23 protein-coding genes are annotated in these 22,220 nt (G+C 74.8%); 18 read left to right on the top strand and 5 right to left on the bottom strand.

Annotated elements, in window-relative coordinates; all coding sequences use genetic code 11:
- Nucleotides 1-4 precede the first annotated feature (4 nt).
- A complete protein-coding gene (gene purB, locus AC4OR8_RS06140) occupies nt 5-1,423 on the top strand; it encodes an adenylosuccinate lyase (RefSeq protein ID WP_492165310.1) in 1,419 nt (472 codons plus the stop codon).
- Between the two features lie 15 nt (nt 1,424-1,438).
- On the opposite strand, the gene AC4OR8_RS06145 is transcribed toward purB, so the two are convergent.
- The gene (locus AC4OR8_RS06145) at nt 1,439-2,929 is read right to left on the bottom strand and encodes an MFS transporter (RefSeq protein WP_492164653.1); all 1,491 of its coding nucleotides are present in this window, start codon (nt 2,927-2,929) and stop codon (nt 1,439-1,441) included.
- Between the two features lie 91 nt (nt 2,930-3,020).
- Between AC4OR8_RS06145 and AC4OR8_RS06150 the strand changes: the two genes are divergently transcribed.
- From AC4OR8_RS06150 to AC4OR8_RS06175, 6 genes are read left to right on the top strand one after another with little or no spacing between them, the layout of a single operon-like run.
- Nucleotides 3,021-3,596, top strand: coding sequence for an antibiotic biosynthesis monooxygenase (locus AC4OR8_RS06150; RefSeq protein WP_492164654.1), 576 nt, complete (start codon nt 3,021-3,023; stop codon nt 3,594-3,596).
- A gap of 34 nt (nt 3,597-3,630) precedes the next feature.
- Complete coding sequence (gene malQ / locus AC4OR8_RS06155; protein ID WP_492164655.1) at nt 3,631-5,583, top strand: 4-alpha-glucanotransferase; 1,953 nt, start codon at nt 3,631-3,633, stop codon at nt 5,581-5,583.
- Between the two features lie 4 nt (nt 5,584-5,587).
- Nucleotides 5,588-6,496, top strand: a complete 909-nt coding sequence (locus AC4OR8_RS06160; RefSeq protein ID WP_492164656.1) for a phosphoribosylaminoimidazolesuccinocarboxamide synthase — start codon at nt 5,588-5,590, stop codon at nt 6,494-6,496.
- 1 nt (nt 6,497) lies between these two features.
- Nucleotides 6,498-6,932 (top strand): SRPBCC family protein, encoded by a 435-nt coding sequence (locus AC4OR8_RS06165; RefSeq protein ID WP_492164657.1) that lies wholly within the window; start codon nt 6,498-6,500, stop codon nt 6,930-6,932.
- A gap of 46 nt (nt 6,933-6,978) precedes the next feature.
- The gene (locus tag AC4OR8_RS06170; RefSeq protein ID WP_492164658.1) at nt 6,979-8,535 is read left to right on the top strand and encodes a long-chain-fatty-acid--CoA ligase; all 1,557 of its coding nucleotides are present in this window, start codon (nt 6,979-6,981) and stop codon (nt 8,533-8,535) included.
- A gap of 25 nt (nt 8,536-8,560) precedes the next feature.
- Nucleotides 8,561-8,752, top strand: a complete 192-nt coding sequence (locus AC4OR8_RS06175; RefSeq protein WP_492164659.1) for a hypothetical protein — start codon at nt 8,561-8,563, stop codon at nt 8,750-8,752.
- 208 nt (nt 8,753-8,960) lie between these two features.
- On the opposite strand, the gene AC4OR8_RS06180 is transcribed toward AC4OR8_RS06175, so the two are convergent.
- The gene (locus tag AC4OR8_RS06180) at nt 8,961-9,464 is read right to left on the bottom strand and encodes a YflT domain-containing protein (RefSeq protein ID WP_492165311.1); all 504 of its coding nucleotides are present in this window, start codon (nt 9,462-9,464) and stop codon (nt 8,961-8,963) included.
- A 140-nt stretch (nt 9,465-9,604) separates the two neighbouring features.
- On the opposite strand from AC4OR8_RS06180, the gene AC4OR8_RS06185 reads away from it, so the two are divergent.
- The 5 genes from AC4OR8_RS06185 to AC4OR8_RS06205 all read left to right on the top strand — a co-directional run bounded on the left by AC4OR8_RS06185 (nt 9,605) and on the right by AC4OR8_RS06205 (nt 12,057).
- Entirely contained in the window at nt 9,605-9,850 is a 246-nt protein-coding gene (locus AC4OR8_RS06185; protein ID WP_492164660.1) for a hypothetical protein, read from the top strand.
- A gap of 9 nt (nt 9,851-9,859) precedes the next feature.
- A complete protein-coding gene (purS, locus tag AC4OR8_RS06190; RefSeq protein WP_492164661.1) occupies nt 9,860-10,117 on the top strand; it encodes a phosphoribosylformylglycinamidine synthase subunit PurS in 258 nt (85 codons plus the stop codon).
- Nucleotides 10,114-10,782, top strand: coding sequence for a phosphoribosylformylglycinamidine synthase subunit PurQ (gene purQ / locus AC4OR8_RS06195; RefSeq protein WP_492164662.1), 669 nt, complete (start codon nt 10,114-10,116; stop codon nt 10,780-10,782). The genes purS and purQ overlap by 4 nt, the downstream gene beginning before the upstream one ends.
- On the top strand, nt 10,779-11,222 hold the full coding sequence (locus AC4OR8_RS06200; RefSeq protein ID WP_492164663.1) for a DUF3817 domain-containing protein: 444 nt from the start codon (nt 10,779-10,781) through the stop codon (nt 11,220-11,222). The genes purQ and AC4OR8_RS06200 overlap by 4 nt, the downstream gene beginning before the upstream one ends.
- Before the next feature lie 367 nt (nt 11,223-11,589).
- Nucleotides 11,590-12,057 carry a tetratricopeptide repeat protein gene (locus tag AC4OR8_RS06205; RefSeq protein WP_492164664.1) on the top strand — a complete coding sequence of 156 codons (468 nt, stop codon included), beginning with the start codon at nt 11,590-11,592 and terminating at the stop codon, nt 12,055-12,057.
- Between the two features lie 314 nt (nt 12,058-12,371).
- On the opposite strand, the gene AC4OR8_RS06210 is transcribed toward AC4OR8_RS06205, so the two are convergent.
- Nucleotides 12,372-13,832 carry a glycoside hydrolase domain-containing protein gene (locus tag AC4OR8_RS06210; protein WP_492164665.1) on the bottom strand — a complete coding sequence of 487 codons (1,461 nt, stop codon included), beginning with the start codon at nt 13,830-13,832 and terminating at the stop codon, nt 12,372-12,374.
- A 250-nt stretch (nt 13,833-14,082) separates the two neighbouring features.
- Here AC4OR8_RS06210 and purL point away from each other — a divergent pair, with 250 nt between their 5' ends.
- Genes purL through AC4OR8_RS06230 form a run of 4 tightly spaced genes read left to right on the top strand, consistent with a single transcriptional unit; the run spans nt 14,083 to nt 18,441 of the window.
- The gene (purL, locus tag AC4OR8_RS06215) at nt 14,083-16,407 is read left to right on the top strand and encodes a phosphoribosylformylglycinamidine synthase subunit PurL (RefSeq protein WP_492164666.1); all 2,325 of its coding nucleotides are present in this window, start codon (nt 14,083-14,085) and stop codon (nt 16,405-16,407) included.
- A gap of 48 nt (nt 16,408-16,455) precedes the next feature.
- Nucleotides 16,456-16,884 carry an alternative ribosome rescue aminoacyl-tRNA hydrolase ArfB gene (arfB, locus tag AC4OR8_RS06220; protein WP_492164667.1) on the top strand — a complete coding sequence of 143 codons (429 nt, stop codon included), beginning with the start codon at nt 16,456-16,458 and terminating at the stop codon, nt 16,882-16,884.
- Between the two features lie 53 nt (nt 16,885-16,937).
- On the top strand, nt 16,938-17,774 hold the full coding sequence (locus tag AC4OR8_RS06225) for an alpha/beta hydrolase family protein (protein ID WP_492164668.1): 837 nt from the start codon (nt 16,938-16,940) through the stop codon (nt 17,772-17,774).
- 37 nt (nt 17,775-17,811) lie between these two features.
- Nucleotides 17,812-18,441: an SDR family NAD(P)-dependent oxidoreductase gene (locus AC4OR8_RS06230; protein ID WP_492164669.1), complete on the top strand. Its 630-nt coding sequence runs from the start codon at nt 17,812-17,814 to the stop codon at nt 18,439-18,441.
- Here the strand turns inward: AC4OR8_RS06230 and AC4OR8_RS06235 are convergent.
- Together AC4OR8_RS06235 and AC4OR8_RS06240 are read right to left on the bottom strand one after the other, a co-directional pair.
- Nucleotides 18,416-19,276: a DNA-formamidopyrimidine glycosylase family protein gene (locus AC4OR8_RS06235; protein WP_492164670.1), complete on the bottom strand. Its 861-nt coding sequence runs from the start codon at nt 19,274-19,276 to the stop codon at nt 18,416-18,418. The two genes, AC4OR8_RS06230 and AC4OR8_RS06235, sit on opposite strands and share 26 nt — an antisense overlap.
- A gap of 121 nt (nt 19,277-19,397) precedes the next feature.
- On the bottom strand, nt 19,398-20,246 hold the full coding sequence (locus AC4OR8_RS06240) for an SCO6745 family protein (protein WP_492164671.1): 849 nt from the start codon (nt 20,244-20,246) through the stop codon (nt 19,398-19,400).
- Nucleotides 20,247-20,384: 138 nt separating this feature from the next.
- Here AC4OR8_RS06240 and AC4OR8_RS06245 point away from each other — a divergent pair, with 138 nt between their 5' ends.
- Both AC4OR8_RS06245 and AC4OR8_RS06250 read left to right on the top strand, forming a co-directional pair.
- A complete protein-coding gene (locus tag AC4OR8_RS06245; protein ID WP_492164672.1) occupies nt 20,385-20,774 on the top strand; it encodes a sterol carrier family protein in 390 nt (129 codons plus the stop codon).
- A 45-nt stretch (nt 20,775-20,819) separates the two neighbouring features.
- Nucleotides 20,820-22,184 (top strand): dipeptidase, encoded by a 1,365-nt coding sequence (locus AC4OR8_RS06250; protein WP_492164673.1) that lies wholly within the window; start codon nt 20,820-20,822, stop codon nt 22,182-22,184.
- Nucleotides 22,185-22,220 lie beyond the last annotated feature (36 nt).

Below are 22,220 nucleotides of genomic sequence, written 5' to 3' on the forward strand. Positions count from 1 at the left end.
GACCGTGACCGTGCCCAACGTCCTCGCCACCCGCTACGCCGCCGCCGACCTGGCCCAGATCTGGTCGCCCGAGCACAAGATCGTGCTCGAGCGCCGGCTGTGGATCGCGGTGCTGAAGGCGCAGCGCGACCTCGGCATCGACGTGCCCGACGGTGTGGTGGAGGCCTACGAGGCCGTCGTCGACCAGGTCGACCTCGCGTCGATCGCGGCCCGGGAACGGGTGACCCGCCACGACGTGAAGGCCCGCATCGAGGAGTTCTCGGCCCTCGCCGGTCACGAGCAGATCCACAAGGGCATGACCTCGCGCGACCTCACCGAGAACGTCGAGCAGCTGCAGCTCAAGCAGTCGCTCGAGCTGCTGCGCGACCGCGCGGTCGCCACCCTGGCCCGCCTCGCACGGCTGGCCGCCGAGCACCGGACGACCGTGATGGCCGGGCGATCGCACAACGTCGCGGCGCAGGCCACGACCCTGGGCAAGCGGTTCGCGACCGTGGCCGACGAGATGCTGATCGGCGTCGAGCGGGTCGAGGAGCTGCTCGCGCGCTACCCGCTGCGTGGCATCAAGGGCCCGATGGGCACCGCCCAGGACATGCTCGACCTCCTCGACGGCGACGCCACCAGGCTCGGCGAGCTCGAGCACCGCGTCGCCGCCCACCTCGGCTTCGACCGGGTGCTGTCGAGCGTCGGGCAGGTCTACCCCCGCTCCCTGGACTTCGACGTGCTCTCCGCGGTGGTGCAGCTGGTGGCGGGGCCCTCCAACCTCGCCACGACCATCCGCCTGATGGCCGGCAACGAGCTGGTCACCGAGGGCTTCAAGGAGGGTCAGGTCGGCTCGTCGGCGATGCCCCACAAGATGAACACCCGCTCCTGCGAGCGGGTCAACGGCCTCGCGGTGGTCACCCGCGGCTACCTCTCGATGGTCGGTGAGCTGGCCGGCGACCAGTGGAACGAGGGCGACGTCTCCTGCTCGGTGGTGCGCCGGGTCGCGCTGCCCGACGCGTTCTTCGCCGCCGACGGGCTGTTCCAGACCTTCCTCACCGTGCTCGACGAGTTCGGCGCGTTCCCGGCCGTCATCCAGCGCGAGCTCGACCGCTACCTGCCGTTCCTGGCCACCACCAAGGTGCTGATGGCGGCGGTGCGCAACGGCGTGGGCCGCGAGAGCGCCCACGAGGCCATCAAGGAGGCGGCGGTCGGCACGGCGCTCGACATGCGCCGCGGCCAGGCCGTCAACGACGTCTTCGACCGCCTCGCCGCCGACGAGCGGCTCGGGCTCACCACCGACCAGCTCGCCTCGCTGGTGGCCGAGCCGCTGACGTTCACCGGCGCGGCGGTGGAGCAGGTGGAGGTGGTGTGCCACCGGGTCGCCGAGCTCGTCGAGCGGCACCCGGCCGCGGCGGCGTACGCCCCCGGCGCCATCCTCTGAGCCGGGCCGCGTCGGTCAGCGGGCGGGGGCCGGGGTGGCAGCCGCCCGCTGCTCCAGCCGCAGGGCCCGCACGGCCAGCACCAGCGCCAGCGCGAGCAGCGCGACGCCGGTGAGCAGCGCGGCGCGCAGCCCCGCGCCGGGCGAGGCCGCGCCGTCGACGACCTGGTAGACCGTCATCAGCACCGCCGCCCCGATGGAGGCGCCGATGCGCTGGCCGGTCTGCAGGGCCCCGCCGGCGGCGCCGCCCATGCGCGGCGGCACGTCGGCCAGGGTGAGGGTGATGTTGGGCGAGACCACCGCGCCGCCGCCGAGCCCGGCGACCAGCAGCGCCGGCGCCGCGAACGCCACCAGCGCCGTGCCCTCGCGCCCGGGGGCGACCACGGCCAGCGCCACGACGCCCAGCATCGTCACGACCAGCGCCGCCACCGTGATGCGGCGCCCGACCGCGGAGATGAACCGGCCCACCAGGGGGGCGCTGGTGGCCGAGCCCAGGGCGAACGGCACGAGCAGCAGGCCGGCCATCAGCGGGGTGTAGTCGAGCCCCTCCTGCAGGTACACCGAGAGCACGAGCAGCAGCCCGGTGTAGCCGGTGAAGTAGAGCGTGCCGACCGACAGTCCGCTGGCGTAGCCGGGCAGCGTGCGCAGCAGGGCGACGTCGAGCAGCGGCGGGTGACCGCGACGCACGGTGCGCCGCTCCCAGTGCACGAAGCCCCACGCGAACAGGGGGACGCCGACCAGCAGCACCAGCGGCAGCCGGGCACCGCTCTCGAGGCTCACCACGGGGTAGAGCAGGCACAGCACGGTGGCGCCCAGCAGCAGGGCGCCCGGCAGGTCGATGCGGGTGTCGTCGGCGCGGTCGCGCACCTTGCGCGGCACCATCCGCACCACCGCCACGGCCGCCACGACACCGATCGGCACGTTGACCAGGAAGAGCAGCCGCCAGCCGTTCTCCTCACCGGCCAGGGCGATCAGCAGCCCGCCGACGACCGGCCCGGCCGCCGACGCGGTGGAGACGGTGAAGCCGAACAGGCCGAACGCGCGGCCCCGCTCGGCGCCGCGGAACAGCTGCTGGATGATGCCGGAGTTCTGCGGCGTGAGCAGCCCGGCGGTCGCCCCCTGCAGCAGCCGGGCCGCCACGACGGTCTCCGCGGTGGGGGCCAGGCCGACCGCGGCACTGGTGACCACGAAGCCGACCAGCCCGATGAGCATCAACCGGCGCCGGCCGTACGCGTCGCCGAGGCGCCCACCGGCGACCAGCACCAGCCCGAACGTGAGCGCGTAGCCCGACACGACCCACTGGATCGTGCCGGCCGAGGTGTCGAGGCCCTCCTGCATCGAGGGGATCGCGACGTTGACGATCGAGACGTCGAGCAGCGACATGAAGCCGACGACCAGCGACACCCCGAGGATGCGCCAGCGCCGCGGGTCGGGCTCGTAGGCGTCGGGGCTGGTCTCGTCGGAGCCGGCGTCCACGGACGACGGGTGCGGCACGACGTCGTCGGTCACGTCCCCACCCTGCCCGACCCGGCAAGGCGGGACGCGGTGGGGGCCGCCGGTGGATTTGCCGCCCCGCGGCCCACCCCCGGACCCTGGTGCCATGGGCAGCCCGGTCACCGTCTCGATCACCCGTCACGTCGACCCCGTCCGCGAGGCGGAGATGGCCAGCTGGCTGCAGGCCGGCACGGCGCTGGCGCAGCGGTTCCCGGGGTTCCTCGGCGCCGGGTGGGTGCGCCCGGAGCGCGACTCCGAGACCTGGCACATGCTCTACCGCTTCGCCGACACCGAGGCGCTGGCGTCGTGGGAGGACTCCCACCAGCGGCAGTGGTGGCGCGACTCGGCCGCGGGCCTCGGGGTGGTGGAGTCGCGCGTCGAGCGGCGTACCGGCATCGAGGGGTGGTTCGACGACCCCACCACCCGTGACGTCCGCGACCTGCGGGTGGCGCCGAGCCGGCCGCCGCGCTGGAAGCAGGCGACGGTGATCTTCATGGTCTTCTACCCCCTGAGCGTGCTGGCCAACTGGGCGGCGGGCCACACCGTCGCCGACGCCGTGCTGCCGCTGCGGGTGCTGGCGACCGTGCTGGTGATGACGCCCGTGATGACCTACGTGGCGCTGCCGTGGATGACCCGCCGGATGGAGTGGTGGCTGCAGGGCCGCCCGGCGCCCTGGCGCTGAGGCCCAGGGGCGGGGCCAGCCCTAGGGTCGGGACATGCCTACGCCGAGCGACCCCATTCCGAGCCCCGTGCGCGAGCCCCACGACGGCCGGCCGCACGTCGAGCCGCCCGTGGGGCCCGCCGTCGCCCCCGACGTCGACGACCGGGGCCTGCAGCTGAGCTGGCTCGACGCCCGCGACCAGCCCCAGCGGGCGTCGGCGGACACGGTCGCCCGCCTGCGCGAGGCCATCGGCGAGCCGCCCGCCGACCTGGCCCGCCGTGGCCCGGTCGTCTCCCGCCCCGGGCGCGACCTCGGCCTGGGGCGCGTCGAGGTGGCGTGCGAGGACGGCACCACCCGCACCGTCGACGGCGCGCTGCCCGACGACTTCCCGCTCGGCTACCACCGCCTGACCACCGCCGAGGGCGTGCAGCGCCGGCTCGTCGTGTCACCGGGGCGCTGCTGGACCCCCGACGAGCCCACCTGGGGCTGGGCCGTGCAGCTGTACGCCGCACGCTCGCGCGCCGGCTGGGGCATCGGCGACCTCGGTGACCTCGCCACCCTGCGGCGCTGGACCGAGGACCTCGGCGGCGGGCTGCTGGTGGTCAACCCGCTGCACGCCGTGGGCCCCTCGCTGCCGCAGGAGGCCAGCCCCTACCTCCCGGCCACCCGCCGCTTCCGCAACCCGCTGTACCTGCGGGTCGAGGACGTGCCCGGCTGGGACGACGCGCTGCTCGACGACCTGGGCCTGGTCGACGACCTCGCCGCGGCCCGCGCCAGCGCGCTCGTCGACCGCGACCTGGTCTGGCCGCTCAAGGAGGCCGCGCTGCGTGCCGTCCTCGACCGGCACGGCCCCGGTGACCGCGCGGCGTTCGAGGCCTGGCGTGCGCAGGAGGGCGCCGGCCTGGAGCGGTTCGCCGTGTGGAGCGTCGTGGCCGCCGAGCACGGCCCCGACTGGCACGCCTGGCCCGAGGAGCTGCGCGACCCCGCGGCCCCCGCGGTCGACGACCTGGCCGTCGAGCGTGCCGACGACGTCACGTTCCACGCCTGGCTGCAGTGGCTGCTCGACGAGCAGCTGCGCGCGGCCACGGGGGCGCTGACCGTCGTGCAGGACCTGCCGATCGGGGTCTCCGGCGGCGGCTCGGACGCCTGGGCGTGGCAGGGCGTGCTCGCCGACGGCGTCAGCGTGGGCGCCCCGCCCGACGCCCTCAACAGCAGCGGCCAGGACTGGGGCTCGCCGCCGCTGGTGCCGTGGCGGCTGCAGGAGGCCGACTACGAGCCGTTCGTGGAGGCGGTCCGGGCGACGCTGGCCGGCGCCGGCGGGCTGCGCGTCGACCACGTGATGGGCCTGTTCCGGCTGTGGTGGGTGCCCCAGGGCGCCTCGCCGACCGAGGGCGCCTACGTGCGCTACCCCAGCGACGACCTGCTCGACATCGTGGCGCTGGAGTCGCACCGCGCCGGCGCCGTGGTGGTCGGCGAGGACCTCGGCACGGTGGAGCCCGGGGTGCGCGAGGCGCTGGCCGAGCGCGACGTGCTCACCTACCGGGTGCTCTGGTTCGAGGACGACGAGCCCGACACGTGGCCGCGCAGCGCCCTGGCCACGGTGACCACCCACGACCTGCCGACCGTGGCCGGGCTGTGGTCGGGCAGCGACGTCGACGACCAGCTCGCCAGCAGCGACATGACCGAGGCCGACGTCCGCGGCGGCCGCGCCGAGCTGCTGGCGCGGCTGGTGGGCCACGACGGGCTCACCGCCGACGACGGCGCCGACCGGGCCGTCGCGGTGGCCTACGACCGGCTCGCCGAGGCGCCCTGCCTGATGCTGTCGCTGTCGCTGGAGGACGCGCTCGGCGAGGAGCGGCGCCCCAACGTGCCCGGGACCACCCGGCGCCCGAACTGGTGCCTGCCGCTGCCGCTGCCGGTGGAGGACCTCGTCGCCGGCGCCGCCGACCACCTCGCTCACCGGATGGGCCCGGCGCGCGGGCCCGGCGCCTCGGCGCCCCTACGCTGAGCCCGTGAGCGCCGCCGACGTCAACCTCCCGCCCGCACCCCTCCTCGACGGGGCGCGCCACGTGCACTCGGGCAAGGTGCGCGACCTCTACGAGCTGGAGCAGGGGGAGTGGGCCGGGCACTACCTGATGGTGGCCAGCGACCGCATCTCGATCTTCGACTTCGTGCTCGACTCCACGATCCCCGACAAGGGCGAGATCCTCACCCGGATGTCGCTGTGGTGGTTCGACCAGCTCGCCGACCTGGTGCCGCACCACGTGCTGTCCACCGACGTGCCCGAGGCGGTGCGGGGCAGGGCGGTGGTGTGCCGGCGCCTGGAGATGTACCCCGTGGAGTGCGTGGCGCGGGGCTACCTCACCGGCTCCGGGCTGGTCGACTACACCGCGACCGGCGAGGTGTGCGGGGTGCCGCTGCCGCCCGGCCTGGTCGACGGCAGCCGGCTGCCCGAGCCGGTGTTCACCCCGGCCACCAAGGCCGCCCTGGGCGACCACGACGAGAACGTCTCGTACGACGCCGTCGCCGCCACGGTGGGGGAGGGCCCGGCGCAGCGGCTGCGCGAGCTCACCCTGGCCGTCTACGACCGGGCGCACGTCCTGGCCCGCGAGCGCGGCATCCTGCTGGCCGACACCAAGCTGGAGTTCGGGGTGGTGCCCGGCGGCGACGGGTCGCCGGTGCTCGGCGACGAGGTGCTGACCCCCGACTCCTCCCGCTTCTGGCCGGCCGACGCCTGGCACCCGGGCCGCGCGCAGCCGTCGTACGACAAGCAGGTCGTGCGCAACTGGGCGCTGTCGCCCGAGGCGGGCTGGGACCGCGCCGCCGGCGGCCCCCCGCCCGCGCTCCCGCCCGAGGTCGTGGAGCGCACCCGCGCCCGCTACGTCGAGGCCTACGAGCTGCTCACCGGCGAGAGGTTCTGACGTGGCCGGGGGTGCGTCCGGCACGAGGGGCGGCACCGTGGTCTTCGACGTGCCGGTCGAGGTCGCCTTCGACTACCTCGTCGACCCGGTGCACCGCGCGGAGTGGCAGTCGAGCCTGCGCCGCGTCGAGGACGTCGACGGGGCGCCCCGGGTGGGGCAGACCTGGGTCGACGTGACCGTGCCGGGCCTGCGCCCGGCGATGCGCACCACCGAGCTGGTGCGCCCCGAGCGCTGGAGCGAGACCGGTACGTGGCGCTTCGTGCGCGCCGACCTGACCCTCACCTTCCGGGCCGCCGGCGTCGCGCGCTGCGAGGTGGCCTACCGCTTCCGCATCCACGCGCTCGGGCCCCTCGGGCTCGCCGCGACCGCCGTGTCGACCCCGGCGGTCGGGGCCGACCTGCGCCGGGCCGCGGACATCGTGTCGCGGCTGTCGTGACCGGTGAGTAGGTTGGCCTCCACCCACCACGTGACGGAGGCCATACGTGTACAACCTGTCCAGCCTGCTCGAGAGCAGCGCCCAGCAGTACGGCGAGCGCGACGCGATCATCTTCGGTGAGACCCGGCTGACCTACGCCCAGGTGAACGGTGCGGCCAACCAGGTCGCCAACCTCCTCGTCTCGCGGGGCATCGAGCCCGGCGACAAGGTGGCGCTGAGCTGCCCCAACCTGCCCTACTTCACGATCGTCTACTACGGCATCCTCAAGGCCGGCGCGACCGTGGTGCCGCTCAACGTGCTGCTGAAGGGCCGCGAGGTGGCCTACCACCTCGGCGACTCCGACGCGAAGGCGTACTTCTGCTTCCAGGGCACCCCCGACCTCGCGATCGGTGCGGAGGGCCACACCGGCTTCGAGCAGGCCGAGGGCTGCGAGCACTTCTTCATGATCACCGCCGACCCCGCCGCGGAGTCGCCGATCGAGGGCACCGAGACGATGGGCCGCGCGATGGCCCAGCAGCCGCCGACCTTCGAGAGCGTGGCCACCGACGAGGACGACACGGCCGTCATCCTCTACACCTCCGGCACCACCGGTCAGCCCAAGGGCGCCGAGCTGCGCCACCGCAACATGCGCGACAACGCGCTGTCGGGCGCCGACCTGTTCGGCGCCGACCCCGCGAAGCCCGACACCTACCTGTGCGTGCTGCCGCTGTTCCACTCCTTCGGCCAGACCGTAATCCAGAACGGCGCCTTCGCGTTCGGCGGCACCGTGGTGATGCTGCCTCGCTTCGAGGCCTCCGCCGCGCTGGGGCTGATGCTGAAGGAGCAGGTGACCTTCTTCGCCGGCGTCCCGACGATGTACTGGGGCCTGCTCGGCGCGCTCGAGGAGGGCGTCGACGTCTCCTCGATCGCCGCCAACCTGCGCGTCGCGGCCGCCGGCGGCTCGGCGCTGCCGGTGGAGGTGCACAAGCAGTTCGAGAAGAAGTTCGGCGTGACGATCCTGGAGGGCTACGGCCTCTCCGAGACCTCCCCGGTGGCCTCCTTCAGCCCGTACGGCGAGCCGGTGCGGGTCGGCTCGATCGGCCGGCCGATCCCCGGTGTCGAGATGAAGCTGGTCAAGCCCGAGGGCTGGGACGAGATCGACCCCGACCCCGACGCGGTCGGCGAGATCGCGATCAAGGGCCACAACATCATGAAGGGCTACTACGGCCGGGCCGACGCCACCGACGAGGTGCTCCAGGACGGCTGGTTCCGCTCCGGCGACCTCGGCCGCCGCGACGAGGACGGCTGGTACTACATCGTCGACCGGTCGAAGGACATGATCATCCGCGGTGGCTTCAACGTGTACCCCCGCGAGATCGAGGAGGTGCTGATGACCCACGAGGACGTCTCGCTGGCCGCGGTCATCGGCGTGCCGCACGAGAGCCACGGCGAGGAGATCAAGGCGTACGTCATCCTGAACGACGGCGCCACCACCACGCCCGAGCAGCTCGTGGCGTGGAGCAAGGAGCAGATGGCCGGCTACAAGTACCCCCGCCAGGTGGAGGTCGTGCCGTCGCTGCCGATGACCGCGACCGGCAAGATCCTCAAGCGCGAGCTGTCGTGACCCCGGCACCGGTCGGGGGCCTCGCGTGACCTCACGCGGGGCCCTCGGCCTGGCCCTGGCCGGCCTCATGGTCGCTCTCGGCGCGCTGTGGACCCTGCAGGGCCTCGGGTACGTCGGCGGCAGCGCCATGTCCGGCGACGACACCTGGGCCATCGTCGGCCCGATCGTCGCCGGCCTCGGCGTCGCCCTGCTCATCGTCGTCCTGCAGCGCCGCTGACCGTCGAACGGTGGTCGAGGAGCGAGCGGCCCCGAACGGTGGTTGAGGAGCGAGCGCCAGCGAGCGTCTCGAAACCACGCGCCCCGCTCGCCGGTCGAGCAAGGCGCGCGGCCTTCGTTGGTCGAGTAAGGCGCGCTAGCGCCTGTATCGAGACCCCCGGACCGCCCCGGCTCGCACGTCGACCGCACCCACCCCCGGGACCCGCGGCTCAGGCGAACGGGTCGGGCAGGCCACCGGGCAGCTCGGCGAGCAGCTCACGGGCCTGGGCGGCCGACTTGTGCTCGACCAGCACCTCGTAGCGGGTGGCGACGACCTGGGTGACGGAGGAGAAGTCGCGGCGACCGCCGGCGAGCGCGTAGCCCACCAGCGCCCAGATGACCCCGAAGAGCGCACCGAACAGCGCCGTCGACAGCAGCGTCACCAGGAGCGCCTCGTCGGTGAACAGGCTGAGGACGAGCCCCACGAACAGGCCGAACCACAGTCCCGACAGGATGCCGCCGAGGGCGACCCGGCCGGTGGTGAGCCGCCCGGTGATGCGCTCGATGCGCTTCAGGTCGGTGCCGACGATCATGCACTGCTCGACGGGGAACTTGTGGTCGGAGAGGTGGTCGACGGTGCGCTGCGCGGCGGCGTAGTCGTCGTAGACCGCCAGCGACTGCGGGAACTGCAGCTTCAGGGGCGAGGTGGGGGCGGTGCGGCCGGCGGAGGACATGCTCATGCGGTGAGTCTCGCCGCTGCGCCGCCGTTTTCCCAGGCCGCGCGGCCCGGGCGGGCGCATGCGCGGCGAGTTCTCACCCGACTCACAGGCACCTGTCAGGCCCCGACCACGTCGAGCGGTCACCGTGGGACGACATGGACCCCACCCCGCCCGACCACAGTCCCCACCCCGCGGGCCACCCCGCGCCCCGCCCCGCCGCGCGGCGCCGCCGTACGGTGCTGGCCACCGCGTCGCTGACCGCCTCGGCCACCGTGCTGGCCGCGCAGCTGGCGCTCGCGGCGCCGTCGGTCGACCCGGCGACGGCCGGCAGCCCGTGGGGCGACAGCCGGGTCGTGGACATCACGCCCCTCGACGACAGCGACACCGCTGCGTCGCCGTAGGATCGGGCCATGCCTCGAGTCGTCGTCGACGTGATGCCCAAGCCCGAGATCCTCGACCCCCAGGGCAAGGCGGTGCAGGGCGCGCTTCCCCGGCTCGGCTTCACCGGTGTGGTCGACGTGCGCCAGGGCAAGCGCTTCGAGCTCGAGATCGACGGCGAGGTGACCGAGGCCGTGCTGGCCGACGTGCACCGGATGGCCGAGACGCTGCTGTCCAACCCCGTCATCGAGAGCTACGCCGTGCGCGTCGAGGACGGTCAGCCCGCATGAGGGTCGGCGTCGTCACCTTCCCCGGCTCGCTGGACGACGTCGACGCCCAGCGCGCGCTGCGCCTCGGCGGCCAGGACGCCGTGGCGCTGTGGCACGGCGACCACGACCTGCGCGGCGTCGACGCGGTGGTGCTCCCCGGTGGCTTCTCCTACGGCGACTACCTGCGCTGCGGTGCCATCTCCCGCTTCTCCCCGGTGATGACCGAGGTGGTGGCCGCGGCCGAGCGCGGCATGCCCGTGCTCGGCATCTGCAACGGCTTCCAGGTGCTGTGCGAGTCGCACCTCCTGCCGGGCGCGCTGATCCGCAACCAGCGCCAGAAGTTCCTGTGCCTCGACCAGCGGCTGCGCATCGAGAACACCTCGACCGCCTGGACGTCGTCGTACGCCGAGGGTGCCGAGGTGACCATCGCGCTGAAGAACGGCGAGGGCGCGTTCGTCGCCGACGACGACACCCTCGACCGGCTCGACGGCGAGGGTCTCGTGGTGGCGCGCTACCTGGGGGAGAACCCCAACGGCTCGCTGCGCGACATCGCCGGCATCACCAACGCCCGCGGCAACGTCGTCGGCCTGATGCCCCACCCGGAGCACTCCGTGGAGGCGCTGACCGGCACCGGCACCGACGGCCTGGGGTTCTTCACCTCGCTGGCGGAGGCGGCGTTCGCGTGAGCCCGCTGCGGCTGTTCCGCACCGTCGCGGTCGCCGAGGCCGTCACCTGGGCGCTCCTGCTCGGCGGGATGTTCCTGAAGTACGTCACCGAGACCACCGAGCTCGGCGTGCGCATCGGCGGCATGCTGCACGGCGTCGTGTTCATCGCCTACGTGCTGACCACCGTGCTGGTCGCGGTCGACCAGCGGTGGTCGGCGAAGCGGCTGCTGGTCGGCGTGCTCGCCTCGATCCCGCCGTTCGCGACCGTGCTCTTCGACCTCTGGGCCGAGCGCCACGGAGCCCTCGGCACGTCGTGGCGGCTGCGCTCCGAGGCCGCCACCGGCCACGAGCGCCCGGTGGCCTGGCTCCTGCGCAACCCGCTGCGCGGCCTGGCGACCGGCCTCGTCGCCGTCGCCGTGCTCACCGGCGTCGCCCTCGTCGCCGGCCCGCCCGTCGGCTGACCGCCCGCGTCGCCAGGTCTCAACACGCTCGCTGGCGCTCGCTGCTCGACCAACGAAGACGTTCGGTGGTCGAGCGCCAGCCGCCCTCGGTGGTCGAGTGCCGACGCTTCGGTGGTCGAGTGCCGAGGAGCGCCAGCGACGAGGTGTATCGAGACCCCTCGCACCTGCCCGGGGTCTCGATACGGGCGCTGCGCGCCCTACTCGACCAACGAACAGGGCGCATCCTCGGTGATCGAGCAGGGCGCGGAGCCCTTCGAGACGCCCGCTGCGCTCGCTCCTCAGGGACCACGCCAGCGACGAGGTGAATCGAGACCTCGCGCCGCCGTTCCCGCGGCAGGGTGTTGCCGTTCTCTGACAGCCTCGGGGCATGACAGGTGTGGACGAAGAGATCGCCCGGGCCTACGCGGAGAACGGCGAGACGCCGGAGCTGCTCCTCGCCGTGGACCACGTCCTCACTGCCCGGGACGTCGACCGGGCGCGCGCCGCGTTCGAACGGGCGGGGGCGCGGGACTTTCTCGGGCGCGAGGCTGACGCCGTCCCGCTCTACCGCGAGGCGCTCGAACGGGGGCTGGGTGAGCCCGAGCGGCTCCGGTGCCTCGTCCAGCTGGGTTCGTCCTTGCGCAACGTCGGGGACGCGGAGGCCGCCGTGCGGGTGCTGCGGACGGCCCGGGCGGAGGCGCCGCCGGAGGCCACGGACTGGGTCGACGCCTTCCTGGCGCTGGCCCTGCACTCGGCGGGTGAGGCGGCGCAGGCGCTGTCGGTCGCCCTGGCCGCGCTCGCACCGCACCTCGGCGAGTACGGACCGGCGGTGGCGCGGTACGCCGACGAGCTTTGACGACCGGGCGGACACCCAGTCGCCCGGGGGTCTCGATACGGGCGCTGCGCGCCCCACTCGACCAACGAACAGGGCGCATCCTCGGTGGTCGAGTGCCGAGGAGCGCCAGCGACGAGGTGTATCGAGACCTCCGCGACCAACGAGGGCTGGGTCTCGATACGGGCGCTGCGCGCCCTACTCGACCAACGAACAGGGCGCATCCTCGGTGATCGAGCAGGGCGCGGAGCCCTTCGAGACGCTGGCTGCGCTCGCTCCTCAGGGACCACGCCAGCGACGAGGTGTGTCGAGCCCCAGCCGCCGGCGTCCGAGGTCGGTCAGGTGCGGGCGCCGGAGGCGACCTTCGCCCAGCCGGCCGGGTTGACCACGCCGCTGGACTGCTGGCCGGTGCGCGACTGCCAGTCCTTCACGGCCTTCTCGGTGGCGGCGTTGAAGACGCCGGTCACCACGACCCGTGCGGTGGGGGAGGCGGCGTTGAGCGCGCGCTGGAGGCGGCGGACGCCGGCGCCGGTGGAGCCGCGCTTGAGGGTGGCGTGCGGGCCGGCGGCGTGCAGCGACATCCAGGTGTCGCGGTACCAGCGACCGGTGACGGTGAGGTCGTTGCGGTTCTGCCAGCCACGCACGGCGGCCTCCAGCTTGGCGTTGTAGACGCCGCTGAGGACACCGTCGTACGCGCCCTCGTCCTTGAGCAGGCACTGCAGCGCCTTGACCTGGCCCTCGGGCGAGGAGGTGGTGCGGCCGTTGCGGGTGACCGGCGGCTGCAGCGGCACGTAGTCGGGCCAGTTGACCCGCACGCCCTCGCAGATGGTCTCCGGCTTCGCGGTGGAGCCCTTGCCGAGGTCGAGCCAGTTGCTGTCGATGTTGATGCGCACGCCGCCCCACACCTCGTCGTGGCCGCCGCGGTACTGCTTCACCCGGCCGCCGGGGCGCCAGCCCTGCTCGCTGATGTAGTCGGTGGAGGTGTTGGCGACGCCGTCCCAGCGGGCCACCCAGATGCGGTCGGGCAGCGTGAAGCGGGCGGGGCGGTTGATCCGGGCCTTGTCGAGCTCCTGGATCCCCGAGCCGGCCGAGGAGTAGACCCCGGAGACGTAGCCGAGGGCGTGGATGCGCTGGGTCCAGCCCGACAGGAAGCTCAGCGCCGACTCGCGACAGCGGGTGTCGGCGGCGTTGAAGCCCTCGAGGTCGTACCAGAGGGTGCTGCCCTCGCCGATGCCGAGCGCCTGCGCGTCGACGACGGTGCTGCTGGCCTCGGCGCGGCCCATGGCCAGCGCGGCGCCGTACAGGCCGCGGGGTCCCGGGTCGGGGTCGATCGTCTTGTCGTCGGCGTAGCGGGGGAAGCGCGGCTGGCAGGAGGCCTGCGGGCCGAGCGTGATCGGCAGCAGGCGCCAGCCCTTGTCGACCTGGTTGCTGATCCACGACGGGGTGAGGTTGGGCTGGCTGCGGCAGGCGCGCGAGTCGCCGGAGATGTAGATGCCGACCGCCGAGAACGGCGAGGTGCGCCACCACGTGTTCATGGTGCGCTGCGTGGGCGCCAGGCACTGGTCGAAGCCGTAGCCGGTGAAGCTGCCGGGGGTGACCACGCTGCCCTCGCGGTCTGCAGCCGAGGCCGTCGAGGACGCCGACGCGGCGCTCAGGTCGACCTGCGGTGCGCCGGCGGCGGTGGGGCCGGAGGTGGGGGCGAGGCCCGTGAGCGCGGCGACGGCGAGCACCCCGGACAGGGTGCCGCCGAGGGCGAGCCGACGGAGCCGGACGAGGGGACGGGGGGCCGAGGGGGTCATCACGTGCTCCAGAAGCCGGGGGGAAGGACAGCTCGTTCGGGGGACCCGACGGCGCGGTTCGGCGTCACCATAACCACACCAGTCACAGGGGTAACAGCCGTTCGACTGAACTACAGACGTGTAGTTCGCCGCGGCGTTTCCGCAGGCCAGCGACCTGCCGGCCGGTTCGCGGCGGTGGCCTGCGGCGTCCCCGGTCTCGGTCGGAGCCTGCTGGCGGGCACGGCGGGCGGGCGCCGGTAGATTGTCCGCCGTGCCAGGGACCCGCAGCAGCACTCTCGACACCGTCACCGTCGCCACCGCCGACCCCACCCGCGAGCAACCGTGGTCAGACCTCGGGCTCAAGGCCGACGAGTACGCCCGGATCCGCGAGATCCTCGGGCGCCGCCCCACGGCCAGCGAGCTGGCGATGTACAGCGTGATGTGGAGCGAGCACTGCTCCTACAAGTCCTCCAAGGTGCACCTCAAGCAGTTCTCCGAGATCCCCCAGGAGACGCCGGCCGGCCGGATGCTCGCCGGCATCGGCGAGAACGCCGGCGTCATCGACATCGGCCAGGGCTACGCCGTCACCTTCAAGGTCGAGTCGCACAACCACCCGTCGTACGTCGAGCCCTACCAGGGCGCGGCCACCGGCGTCGGTGGCATCGTCCGCGACATCCTCGCCATGGGCGCCCGGCCGGTCGCGGTGATGGACCCGCTGCGCTTCGGCCCGCTCGACGCCCCCGACACCCAGCGCGTGCTGCCGGGCATCGTGGCCGGCGTCGGCGGCTACGGCAACTGCCTCGGCCTGCCCAACATCGGCGGCGAGGTGGTCTTCGACGAGACCTACCTCGGCAACCCGCTGGTCAACGCGCTGTCGATCGGCGTGCTGCGCCACGAGGACCTCCACCTCGCCAAGGCCAGCGGCGTCGGCAACCAGGTGGTGCTCTACGGCGCCCGCACCGGCGGCGACGGCATCGGCGGGGTCTCCGTGCTCGCCTCGGAGACCTTCGACGCCCACGAGGACGGCCACAGCGGACCGGCCAAGCGGCCCAGCGTGCAGGTCGGCGACCCCTTCATGGAGAAGCTGCTCATCGAGTGCACCCTCGAGATCTTCGCTGCCGGCCTGGTCGCCGGCATCCAGGACCTCGGCGGGGCGGGGCTGTCGTGCGCGACCTCCGAGCTGGCCTCGGCCGGCGACGGCGGCATGCACGTCGAGCTCGACCGCGTGCCGCTGCGCGACTCCACGCTCTCGCCCGAGGAGATCCTCATGAGCGAGAGCCAGGAGCGGATGATGGCGGTCGTCGAGCCCGACGACGTCGCCGGCTTCATGGCGATCTGCGCCAAGTGGGACGTCGAGGCCGTGGTGGTCGGCGAGGTCACCGACACCGGCCGCCTGCACGTCGACTGGCACGGCGAGCGGGTCGTCGACGTGCCGCCGCGCTCGGTGGCGCACGACGGGCCGACGTACCACCGCCCGTACGCCCGCCCCTCGTGGCAGGACGCGCTGCAGGCCGACGCCGCCGAGGCGTTGCCCCGCCCCAGCACCCCCGAGGAGCTGCACGAGACGCTGCTGCGGATGGTCGCCAGCCCCAACCTCTGCGACAAGTCGTGGGTCACCGACCAGTACGACCGCTACGTGCGCGGCAACACCGTGCTGGCGCAGCCGTCGGACTCCGGCATGGTGCGCGTCGACGAGGAGACCGGCCTCGGCGTCGCGGTCTCCACCGACTGCAACGGCCGCTTCGCCAAGCTCGACCCGTACGCCGGCGCCCGGCTGGCCCTGGCCGAGTCCTACCGCAACGTCGCCACCGGCGGCGCGACGCCGCTGGCGATCTCCGACTGCCTGAACTTCGGCTCGCCGGAGGACCCCGACGTGATGTGGCAGTTCGCCGAGGCGTGCCGCGGGCTCAAGGACGGCTGCCTCGAGCTCGGCATCCCGGTCACCGGCGGCAACGTCAGCCTCTACAACCAGACCGGCGAGACCGCGATCCTGCCGACCCCGGTCGTTGCGGTGCTCGGCGTGATCGACGACGTCGCCACCCGCACGCCGTCGGCGTTCGAGGCGGCGGGCGAGCGGGTGCTGCTGCTGGGCGAGACCCGCGAGGAGCTCTCGGGCTCGGAGTGGGCCCACGTCGTGCACGGCCACCTCGGCGGGCTCCCGCCCACGGTCGACCTGGCCGCGGAGAAGTCGCTGGCCGAGCTGCTGCGCGCCGGCGTCGGCGTGCTGACCTCCGCCCACGACCTCTCCGACGGCGGCCTGGCCCAGGCCCTGGTCGAAGCGTCGCTGCGACACATGGTCGGGGCGACCGTGACCCTGCCCGGCGACCCGTTCGTCGCGCTCTTCGGCGAGTCGACGGCCCGCGTGCTGGTCACCGTGGCCGAGGGCGACGTCGACCGGCTCACCGAGCTGGCCGCGCGCCACGGCGTGCCGGTCACCGACCTCGGCACCACCGGCGGCGACACGCTCGTCGTGGCCGGCGCCTCGGGGCCGCTGTTCGACGCCGCGCTGCTCGAGCTGCGCAGCGCGTGGACCGCCACCCTGCCCGCCGCGATGGCGGGCCCCGCCGCGGACGTCGTGGCCGTCGCGACGGCCTGAGCCCGGTCACGGGTCTCGACGTCCCGCGTCGCGGGGGATGATGGGGGAGTGCCCGACGACCTGCCCGTGACCCGTGCCCTGGTGGTGCCGGGCGCGGAGCTGGCCGAGCGCTTCTCCCGGTCGTCGGGGCCCGGCGGCCAGGGGGTCAACACCGCCGACAGCCGCGTGGAGCTGTCGTACGACGTCGCTGCGTCGTCGCTGCCGCCGGCGACCCGCGACCGCGTGCTGGCCGCCCTGGCGGGGCGCCTGGTCGACGGGGTGCTCACCGTCGCCGCCAGCGAGCACCGCACCCAGCTGGCCAACCGGCGCGCCGCGCGCGAGCGCCTCGCCGACCTGCTGCGCCGTGCGGCCGCCCCGCCGCCCCCGCCGCGGCGCGCCACCCGCCCGACCCGGGGGTCGAAGGAGCGGCGGCTCTCGGCGAAGAAGCGGCGCAGCGACGTCAAGCGCGGCCGCGGCCGCGGTGGTGGCTGGGACTGACGGCCCGCCCACCCGGCGCCCGGCTCCGAACTACTGACGTGCTCCGTCGTACCGTGCTGTCCCTGCCCGCGCTCGGCGCGCTCGGGCTCCTCCTGTCGTCGTGCGCCGAGGACCAGGAGGGACTCGCACCCGTGGACCCCGAAGCGAGCGCACCCGCGCAGGGCCGGATGACGTACGGCGAGGGGCCGAGCCAGTTCGGCGACCTCTACCTCCCCGACGGTGACCCGCGCGGCGTCGTCGTGGTGGTCCACGGCGGCTTCTGGCGCACCGGCTACGGCCTCGACCTCGGCCAGCCGCTGGCCGAGAGCCTCGCCGCGGCCGGCTGGGCGGCCTGGAACCTGGAGTACCGCCGCGTCGGCAGCGGCGCCGACGGCGGGGGCGGGGTGCCGGAGACCCTCGACGACGTCGCCGCCGGCATCGACGCGCTGCGCCGTACCGGCCTCGACCTGTCCACCGTGGTCACCCTCGGCCACTCCGCCGGCGGCCACCTCGCCACCTGGGCGGCCTCCCGCGGCCGCACGCCGCGGTGGGCCGGCGGGGTGGAGGTCACCCACGTCATCTCCCAGGCCGGGGTCGTCGACCTCGTCGCCGCTGCGCAGCAGAACCTCGGGGACGGCGCCACGCAGGCCCTCCTCGGCGGCGAGCCCACCGCCGCGACCGCCGACGTCGACCCCCTCGCGCAGGTGCCGCTCGACGTGCCGGTGTGGTGCGTGCACGGCAGCGACGACACGATCGTGCCGCCGAGCCAGTCGCAGGCGTACGTCGACGCGGCCACCGCGGCCGGCGCCGCCGCCGAGCTGGTGCGGGTCGACGGCGACCACTTCGTCGTCATCGACCCCGACTCCGCCGCCTGGGCCACCACGCTGGAGATCCTCGACGGCATCGCCTGACCGGCCCGGCGCGTGAGGGGTGCGTAGGGTCGCCGGCGTGCACGTGCGGTGGAAGCTGGCGGTGGTCACCGGCGCCGGTCGCGGCGTCGGCCACGAGACCTGCCTGCGGCTGGGCCGCCTCGGCGCCGGCGTGCTGGTCGTGGACGCCGACGCGACCGCGGCCGGGCTCACCGCCGCGGCCGTACGTCGCAGCCGCGTGGGCGCGTGGCCGCTGCACGCCGACGTCGCCGACCCGCTCGAGGCGCGGCTCGTGGCCGGCCGGGCGCGCGACCTCGGGGGTGTCGACCTGCTCGTCACCGGCTCCACGTCGCTGGCCGAGCTGGTGCTCGACGGCGCCTCCGGCGCGCCGACGCCGCGGGGCGCCGAGGCGCTGCCCGGGGTGGTGCTGCTCGGCGGCCCTGGCCACGACCCGAGCGCCCCCGACGGCCCTGAGGGCCCCGCGGCTGGCCGGAGCTCGACCGGCTCGTGGCCCGGGCCGCGACGCCCGCGCGGGTCTGCGGGCTGCGGCTGCCCGACACCCTGGGGCCAACCGGCGGGGCGGGCGCGGCCGCCCTGCGGGTGGTCGACCTGCTGGTGTCGGGACCCCCCGGCACCGTCGTCGACCTGCGCTGACCGGCGCTGCCGGCGGACAGCGGGCCGCGTCAGGCGCGGCCGCCGCGGGGGGTGACCACGCGGGCGTCGGGGCCGCGGCCCGGCTGGCAGTGGGGGCACCACCAGGTCCGCCGGTTGGCCGGGTCGTCGGGCAGCTCGGGCACGACGAGCACGGTGGTGCCGCAGCGCAGGCAGGGCCGGCGGGCGCGGCCGGTGACCCAGTGGTCCTCGCCGCGGCGGCTGGTGCCGGTGGTGACCTGGTAGGCGCCCGGGACGAGCGCGGAGTGGCGCAGCGCGGTGGCGGCGCGGGACACCAACCGGTCGAGGTCGACGTCGCCGACCGGTGTCCAGGGGCTGGTGCCGGTGAGGAACGCGAGCTCGTTGACCCACAGGTTGCCCAGGCCGGCCATGCGGGTCTGGTCGAGCAGGGCGGAGACCAGCGGGGTCGCGGGGTCGGCGCGCAGCCGGCGCACCGCCTCGTCGGCGTCCCAGTCGTCGCGCAGCGGGTCGGGCCCGAGCCGGCCCACCAGGCGGTGCTCGTCGGCGGTGGCCACCAGGTCGAGCTGGTGCAGCCGCAGCCCCCAGGCGGTGGCCCCGCCCGTGGTCTCCAGGACGACGCGCACCTCCGGCATCAGCCGGGTCGGCAGCCGCTTGCCGGGTCGGGTCACGCTCCACTCGCCGTCCATCAGCAGGTGGGAGTGCAGGGTCACCGGGGTGTCGTCGCCGCCCGGTCGGCCCGAGAGCCGGGTGAGCAGGTGCTTGCCGTGGGTGGCGTGCTCGACCACCGTGCGCCCGGCGAGGTCACGCGTGGCCAGCCGCGGCACCCGCAGGTCGCTGCGCGCCAGCGCGTGCCCGAGCAGCGAGCGGTCGAGCCGCCGCGCGAGCTTGTGGACGCTGTCTCCCTCGGGCACGGGGTCGAGTCAACCGGGGCGGGGCAACTGGGAGGCGGAAACTGCCTCTGGGTGGCTGAAATTTCAGCCGCCCAGTTCCGGTTTCCCCGGCCGGCCGGGGAAACCGTCCGCGCCACCGCCGTCAGGCGAAGACGCCGTCGGGGAACACGCCGTTCTCGAGTGCCCGGCGCACCAGCGGACGGCCGAGCTCGGCCAGGCGCAGGGTGCCGTCCTCACCGAGGTGGTCCCAGGGGGCGGCGCCCATCTCGTTGGTGGCGGCCTCGACGGCCGAGCGCAGGGCGGCGCCGTCGTCGGTGAGCGCACCGTCGGGGGTCATCAGCCCGCGCGTGGCCAGCGAGCCGGCGGTGCCGGCCCACTCCTCCTCCGACCAGCCGCGGGTCGCCATCGCGGCCGGCACGGTGAAGCCGCGGCCGGTGGCGGTGTGGGTGACCAGCGACTCGATGCCGGTCAGGCCGGCGCCGAGCAGGGCGGCGACGTGACCGTCGCCGCGGTGCTCGCGCACCAGCGTCAGCGCGTGGAACAGCACGAGGTGGGGCTCGGTGGGCCAGGGGAGGTCGGCGTGGCCGGCGTGCAGCGGGCGGCCCGCCACGGTGCAGCCTGCGGCGGCGGTGCGGGCCAGCTCGGCGGCCTCGGCCACCTCCGCGGAGGCCAGCACGTCCTCGCCGAGCAGGCGCCGGTAGGCGGCGTCGACCCCGCGGTAGCGCGCCGCGGTGACGTCGTCGGGCGAGGCGGCCTCCCAGCACTCCGGCACGAACCGCGCCACCAGCGAGGGGTTGAACACGTAGAAGGTCGCCGCCACCGTGCCGGCCGACACCCGCCCCATCGGGGCCGCCCGCCCGGCGAAGTAGGCGCCGCGCCCGCGGCGCACGCCGAGCGCGGTGATCTCGGCCTCCACCTCGGGGGCGAAGTAGCACAGCGCGTGCAGGGTCTCGAGGGAGCGGGCGGCGCGGCCGGAGGTCTTCGGGTCCATGGGCACTGTCTACACGCCGGCGGCGTCGCGCGGGGCCACGAGCCCGCGGCGGCGGCACACCGGCGTCGGTAGGGTCGACGTCGTGCCCGACCGCCCTCCCCGCCGCCCGCCCGCGTCCCGGCGCACCGGGGAGCGCTGATGCCCACCCGCCTGCGTCGCGCCGACCCCGACGAGGTCGCCGCCGCCCTCGGGCGCCTGGCCGAGGTGGCCACGGCCGCCAGGGCGGGCGGGGACGAGCGTCCCGACCGCGCCGACCTGAAGATGCTGGTCAAGCACTACCTGGCCGTGCTGGAGCAGCGGGCGCCGGGCCACTCGGTCGAGGTGCGCGTGCCGCCGTACGCCGCGGTGCAGGTCATCCCCGGGGTGCGCCACACCCGCGGCACCCCGCCGGCGGTCGTGGAGACCGACGCCCTCACCTGGGTGGCCCTGGCCGCCGGCGAGCTGACCTGGGCCGACGCCGAGGCCGCCGGGCGGGTGAGCGCGAGCGGGCAGCGCGCCGACCTGGCGCCGTACCTGCCCCTCACCTGAGGGCGCGGGGCGGGCGCGGCGGTGGCCGGCAGTAGGTTGACCGGCATGACCCAGCCCGACCTGCTGACCGACTCCGCCGCCCTCCGTGCCCGCGTCGAGGAGCTGCTGCCCGCGATCCGGCGCGACCTCGAGGACCTGGTGCGCATCGAGTCGGTGAGCGCCGACCCCGCCCGCGCCGGCGAGGTGGCGCGCAGCGCCGAGGCCGTGGCCGAGCTGTTCCGCGCCGAGCGGTTCGACAGCGTCGACGTCGTCAGCGCCGAGGGCGGCGCCCCCGCGGTGATCGCCCACAAGGCCGGCCCCGAGGGCGCGCCGACGGTGCTGCTCTACGCCCACCACGACGTGCAGCCCGAGAACGACCACGCCGACTGGGACTCCCCGCCCTTCGAGCCCACCGAGCGCGACGGCCGGCTCTTCGCCCGCGGCGCGGCCGACGACAAGGCCGGCATCGCCGCCCACCTCGGCGCGCTGCGCGTCTTCGGCGACGACCTGCCGGTGAGCGTCACGATGTTCATCGAGGGTGAGGAGGAGGTCGGCTCCGACACGCTGCCCGCGCTGCTCGCCGAGCACAAGGAGCGCCTGCGCGCCGACGTGATCGTGATCGCCGACTCCGGCAACTGGGACATCGGGGTGCCAGCGCTGACCACCAGCCTGCGCGGGCTGGTGCGCGCCGACGTCGAGGTGCGCACGCTGACCCACGCGGTGCACTCCGGCATGTGGGGCGGGCTGGTGCCCGACGCGCTGATCACGCTGAGCCGGGTCGTCGCGAGCCTCCACGACGACGCCGGGGACGTCGCGATCGCGGGCCTGCGCTCGACCCCCGCGGCCGACGTGACCTACCCCGAGGAGCGCCTGCGCGCGGAGTCGGGCGCCGTGCCCGGCATCGAGTGGATCGGCACCGGCTCGGCCGTCGAGCGGCTCTGGACCAAGCCCTCGCTCAGCATCACCGGCCTCGACGCCCCCAAGGTCGACGGCGCCAGCAACACCCTCGTGCCGGCCGCGCGCGCCAAGATCAGCCTGCGCGTCGCCCCCGGCGACACCACCGAGAACGCGCTGGCCTGCCTGCGCGCCCACCTCGAGGCGCACACCCCGTGGGGCGCCGAGCTCACCCTCACCGTCGTCGACACCGGCGAGGCCACCCGCATCGACGCCACCGGCCCGGCCTACGACGCCGCCCGCGCGGCCTTCGCCGAGGCCTGGGACGGCACCGAGCCCATCGACATGGGCGTGGGCGGGTCGATCCCGTTCATCGCGGAGTTCCTCGAGGCGTTCCCGGAGGCCAGCGTGCTGGTCACCGGCGTCGAGGACCCCGACACCCGCGCCCACGGCGCCAACGAGGGCCTGCACCTCGCGGAGTTCGAGCGGGTCGTGCTGGCCGAGACGTTCCTGCTCGCCCGTCTGGGCTCCGCCTGAGCGACCAGCCGGGAGCCAGCCCGCCCCGGCCTAGCG

This window comes from Nocardioides sp. FY1077, from assembly GCF_058681775.1.

Coding starts and splice junctions, on each gene's coding strand:
- AC4OR8_RS06150 (WP_492164654.1), top strand. CDS start 3,021: ATGGGCAGCCCGGTCACCGTCTCGATCACCCGTCACGTCGACCCCGTC.
- malQ (WP_492164655.1), top strand. CDS start 3,631: ATGCCTACGCCGAGCGACCCCATTCCGAGCCCCGTGCGCGAGCCCCAC.
- AC4OR8_RS06180 (WP_492165311.1), bottom strand. CDS start 9,464: ATGTCCTCCGCCGGCCGCACCGCCCCCACCTCGCCCCTGAAGCTGCAG.
- AC4OR8_RS06185 (WP_492164660.1), top strand. CDS start 9,605: ATGGACCCCACCCCGCCCGACCACAGTCCCCACCCCGCGGGCCACCCC.
- purS (WP_492164661.1), top strand. CDS start 9,860: ATGCCTCGAGTCGTCGTCGACGTGATGCCCAAGCCCGAGATCCTCGAC.
- purQ (WP_492164662.1), top strand. CDS start 10,114: ATGAGGGTCGGCGTCGTCACCTTCCCCGGCTCGCTGGACGACGTCGAC.
- AC4OR8_RS06205 (WP_492164664.1), top strand. CDS start 11,590: ATGACAGGTGTGGACGAAGAGATCGCCCGGGCCTACGCGGAGAACGGC.
- AC4OR8_RS06210 (WP_492164665.1), bottom strand. CDS start 13,832: ATGACCCCCTCGGCCCCCCGTCCCCTCGTCCGGCTCCGTCGGCTCGCC.
- AC4OR8_RS06240 (WP_492164671.1), bottom strand. CDS start 20,246: ATGGACCCGAAGACCTCCGGCCGCGCCGCCCGCTCCCTCGAGACCCTG.
- AC4OR8_RS06245 (WP_492164672.1), top strand. CDS start 20,385: ATGCCCACCCGCCTGCGTCGCGCCGACCCCGACGAGGTCGCCGCCGCC.
- AC4OR8_RS06250 (WP_492164673.1), top strand. CDS start 20,820: ATGACCCAGCCCGACCTGCTGACCGACTCCGCCGCCCTCCGTGCCCGC.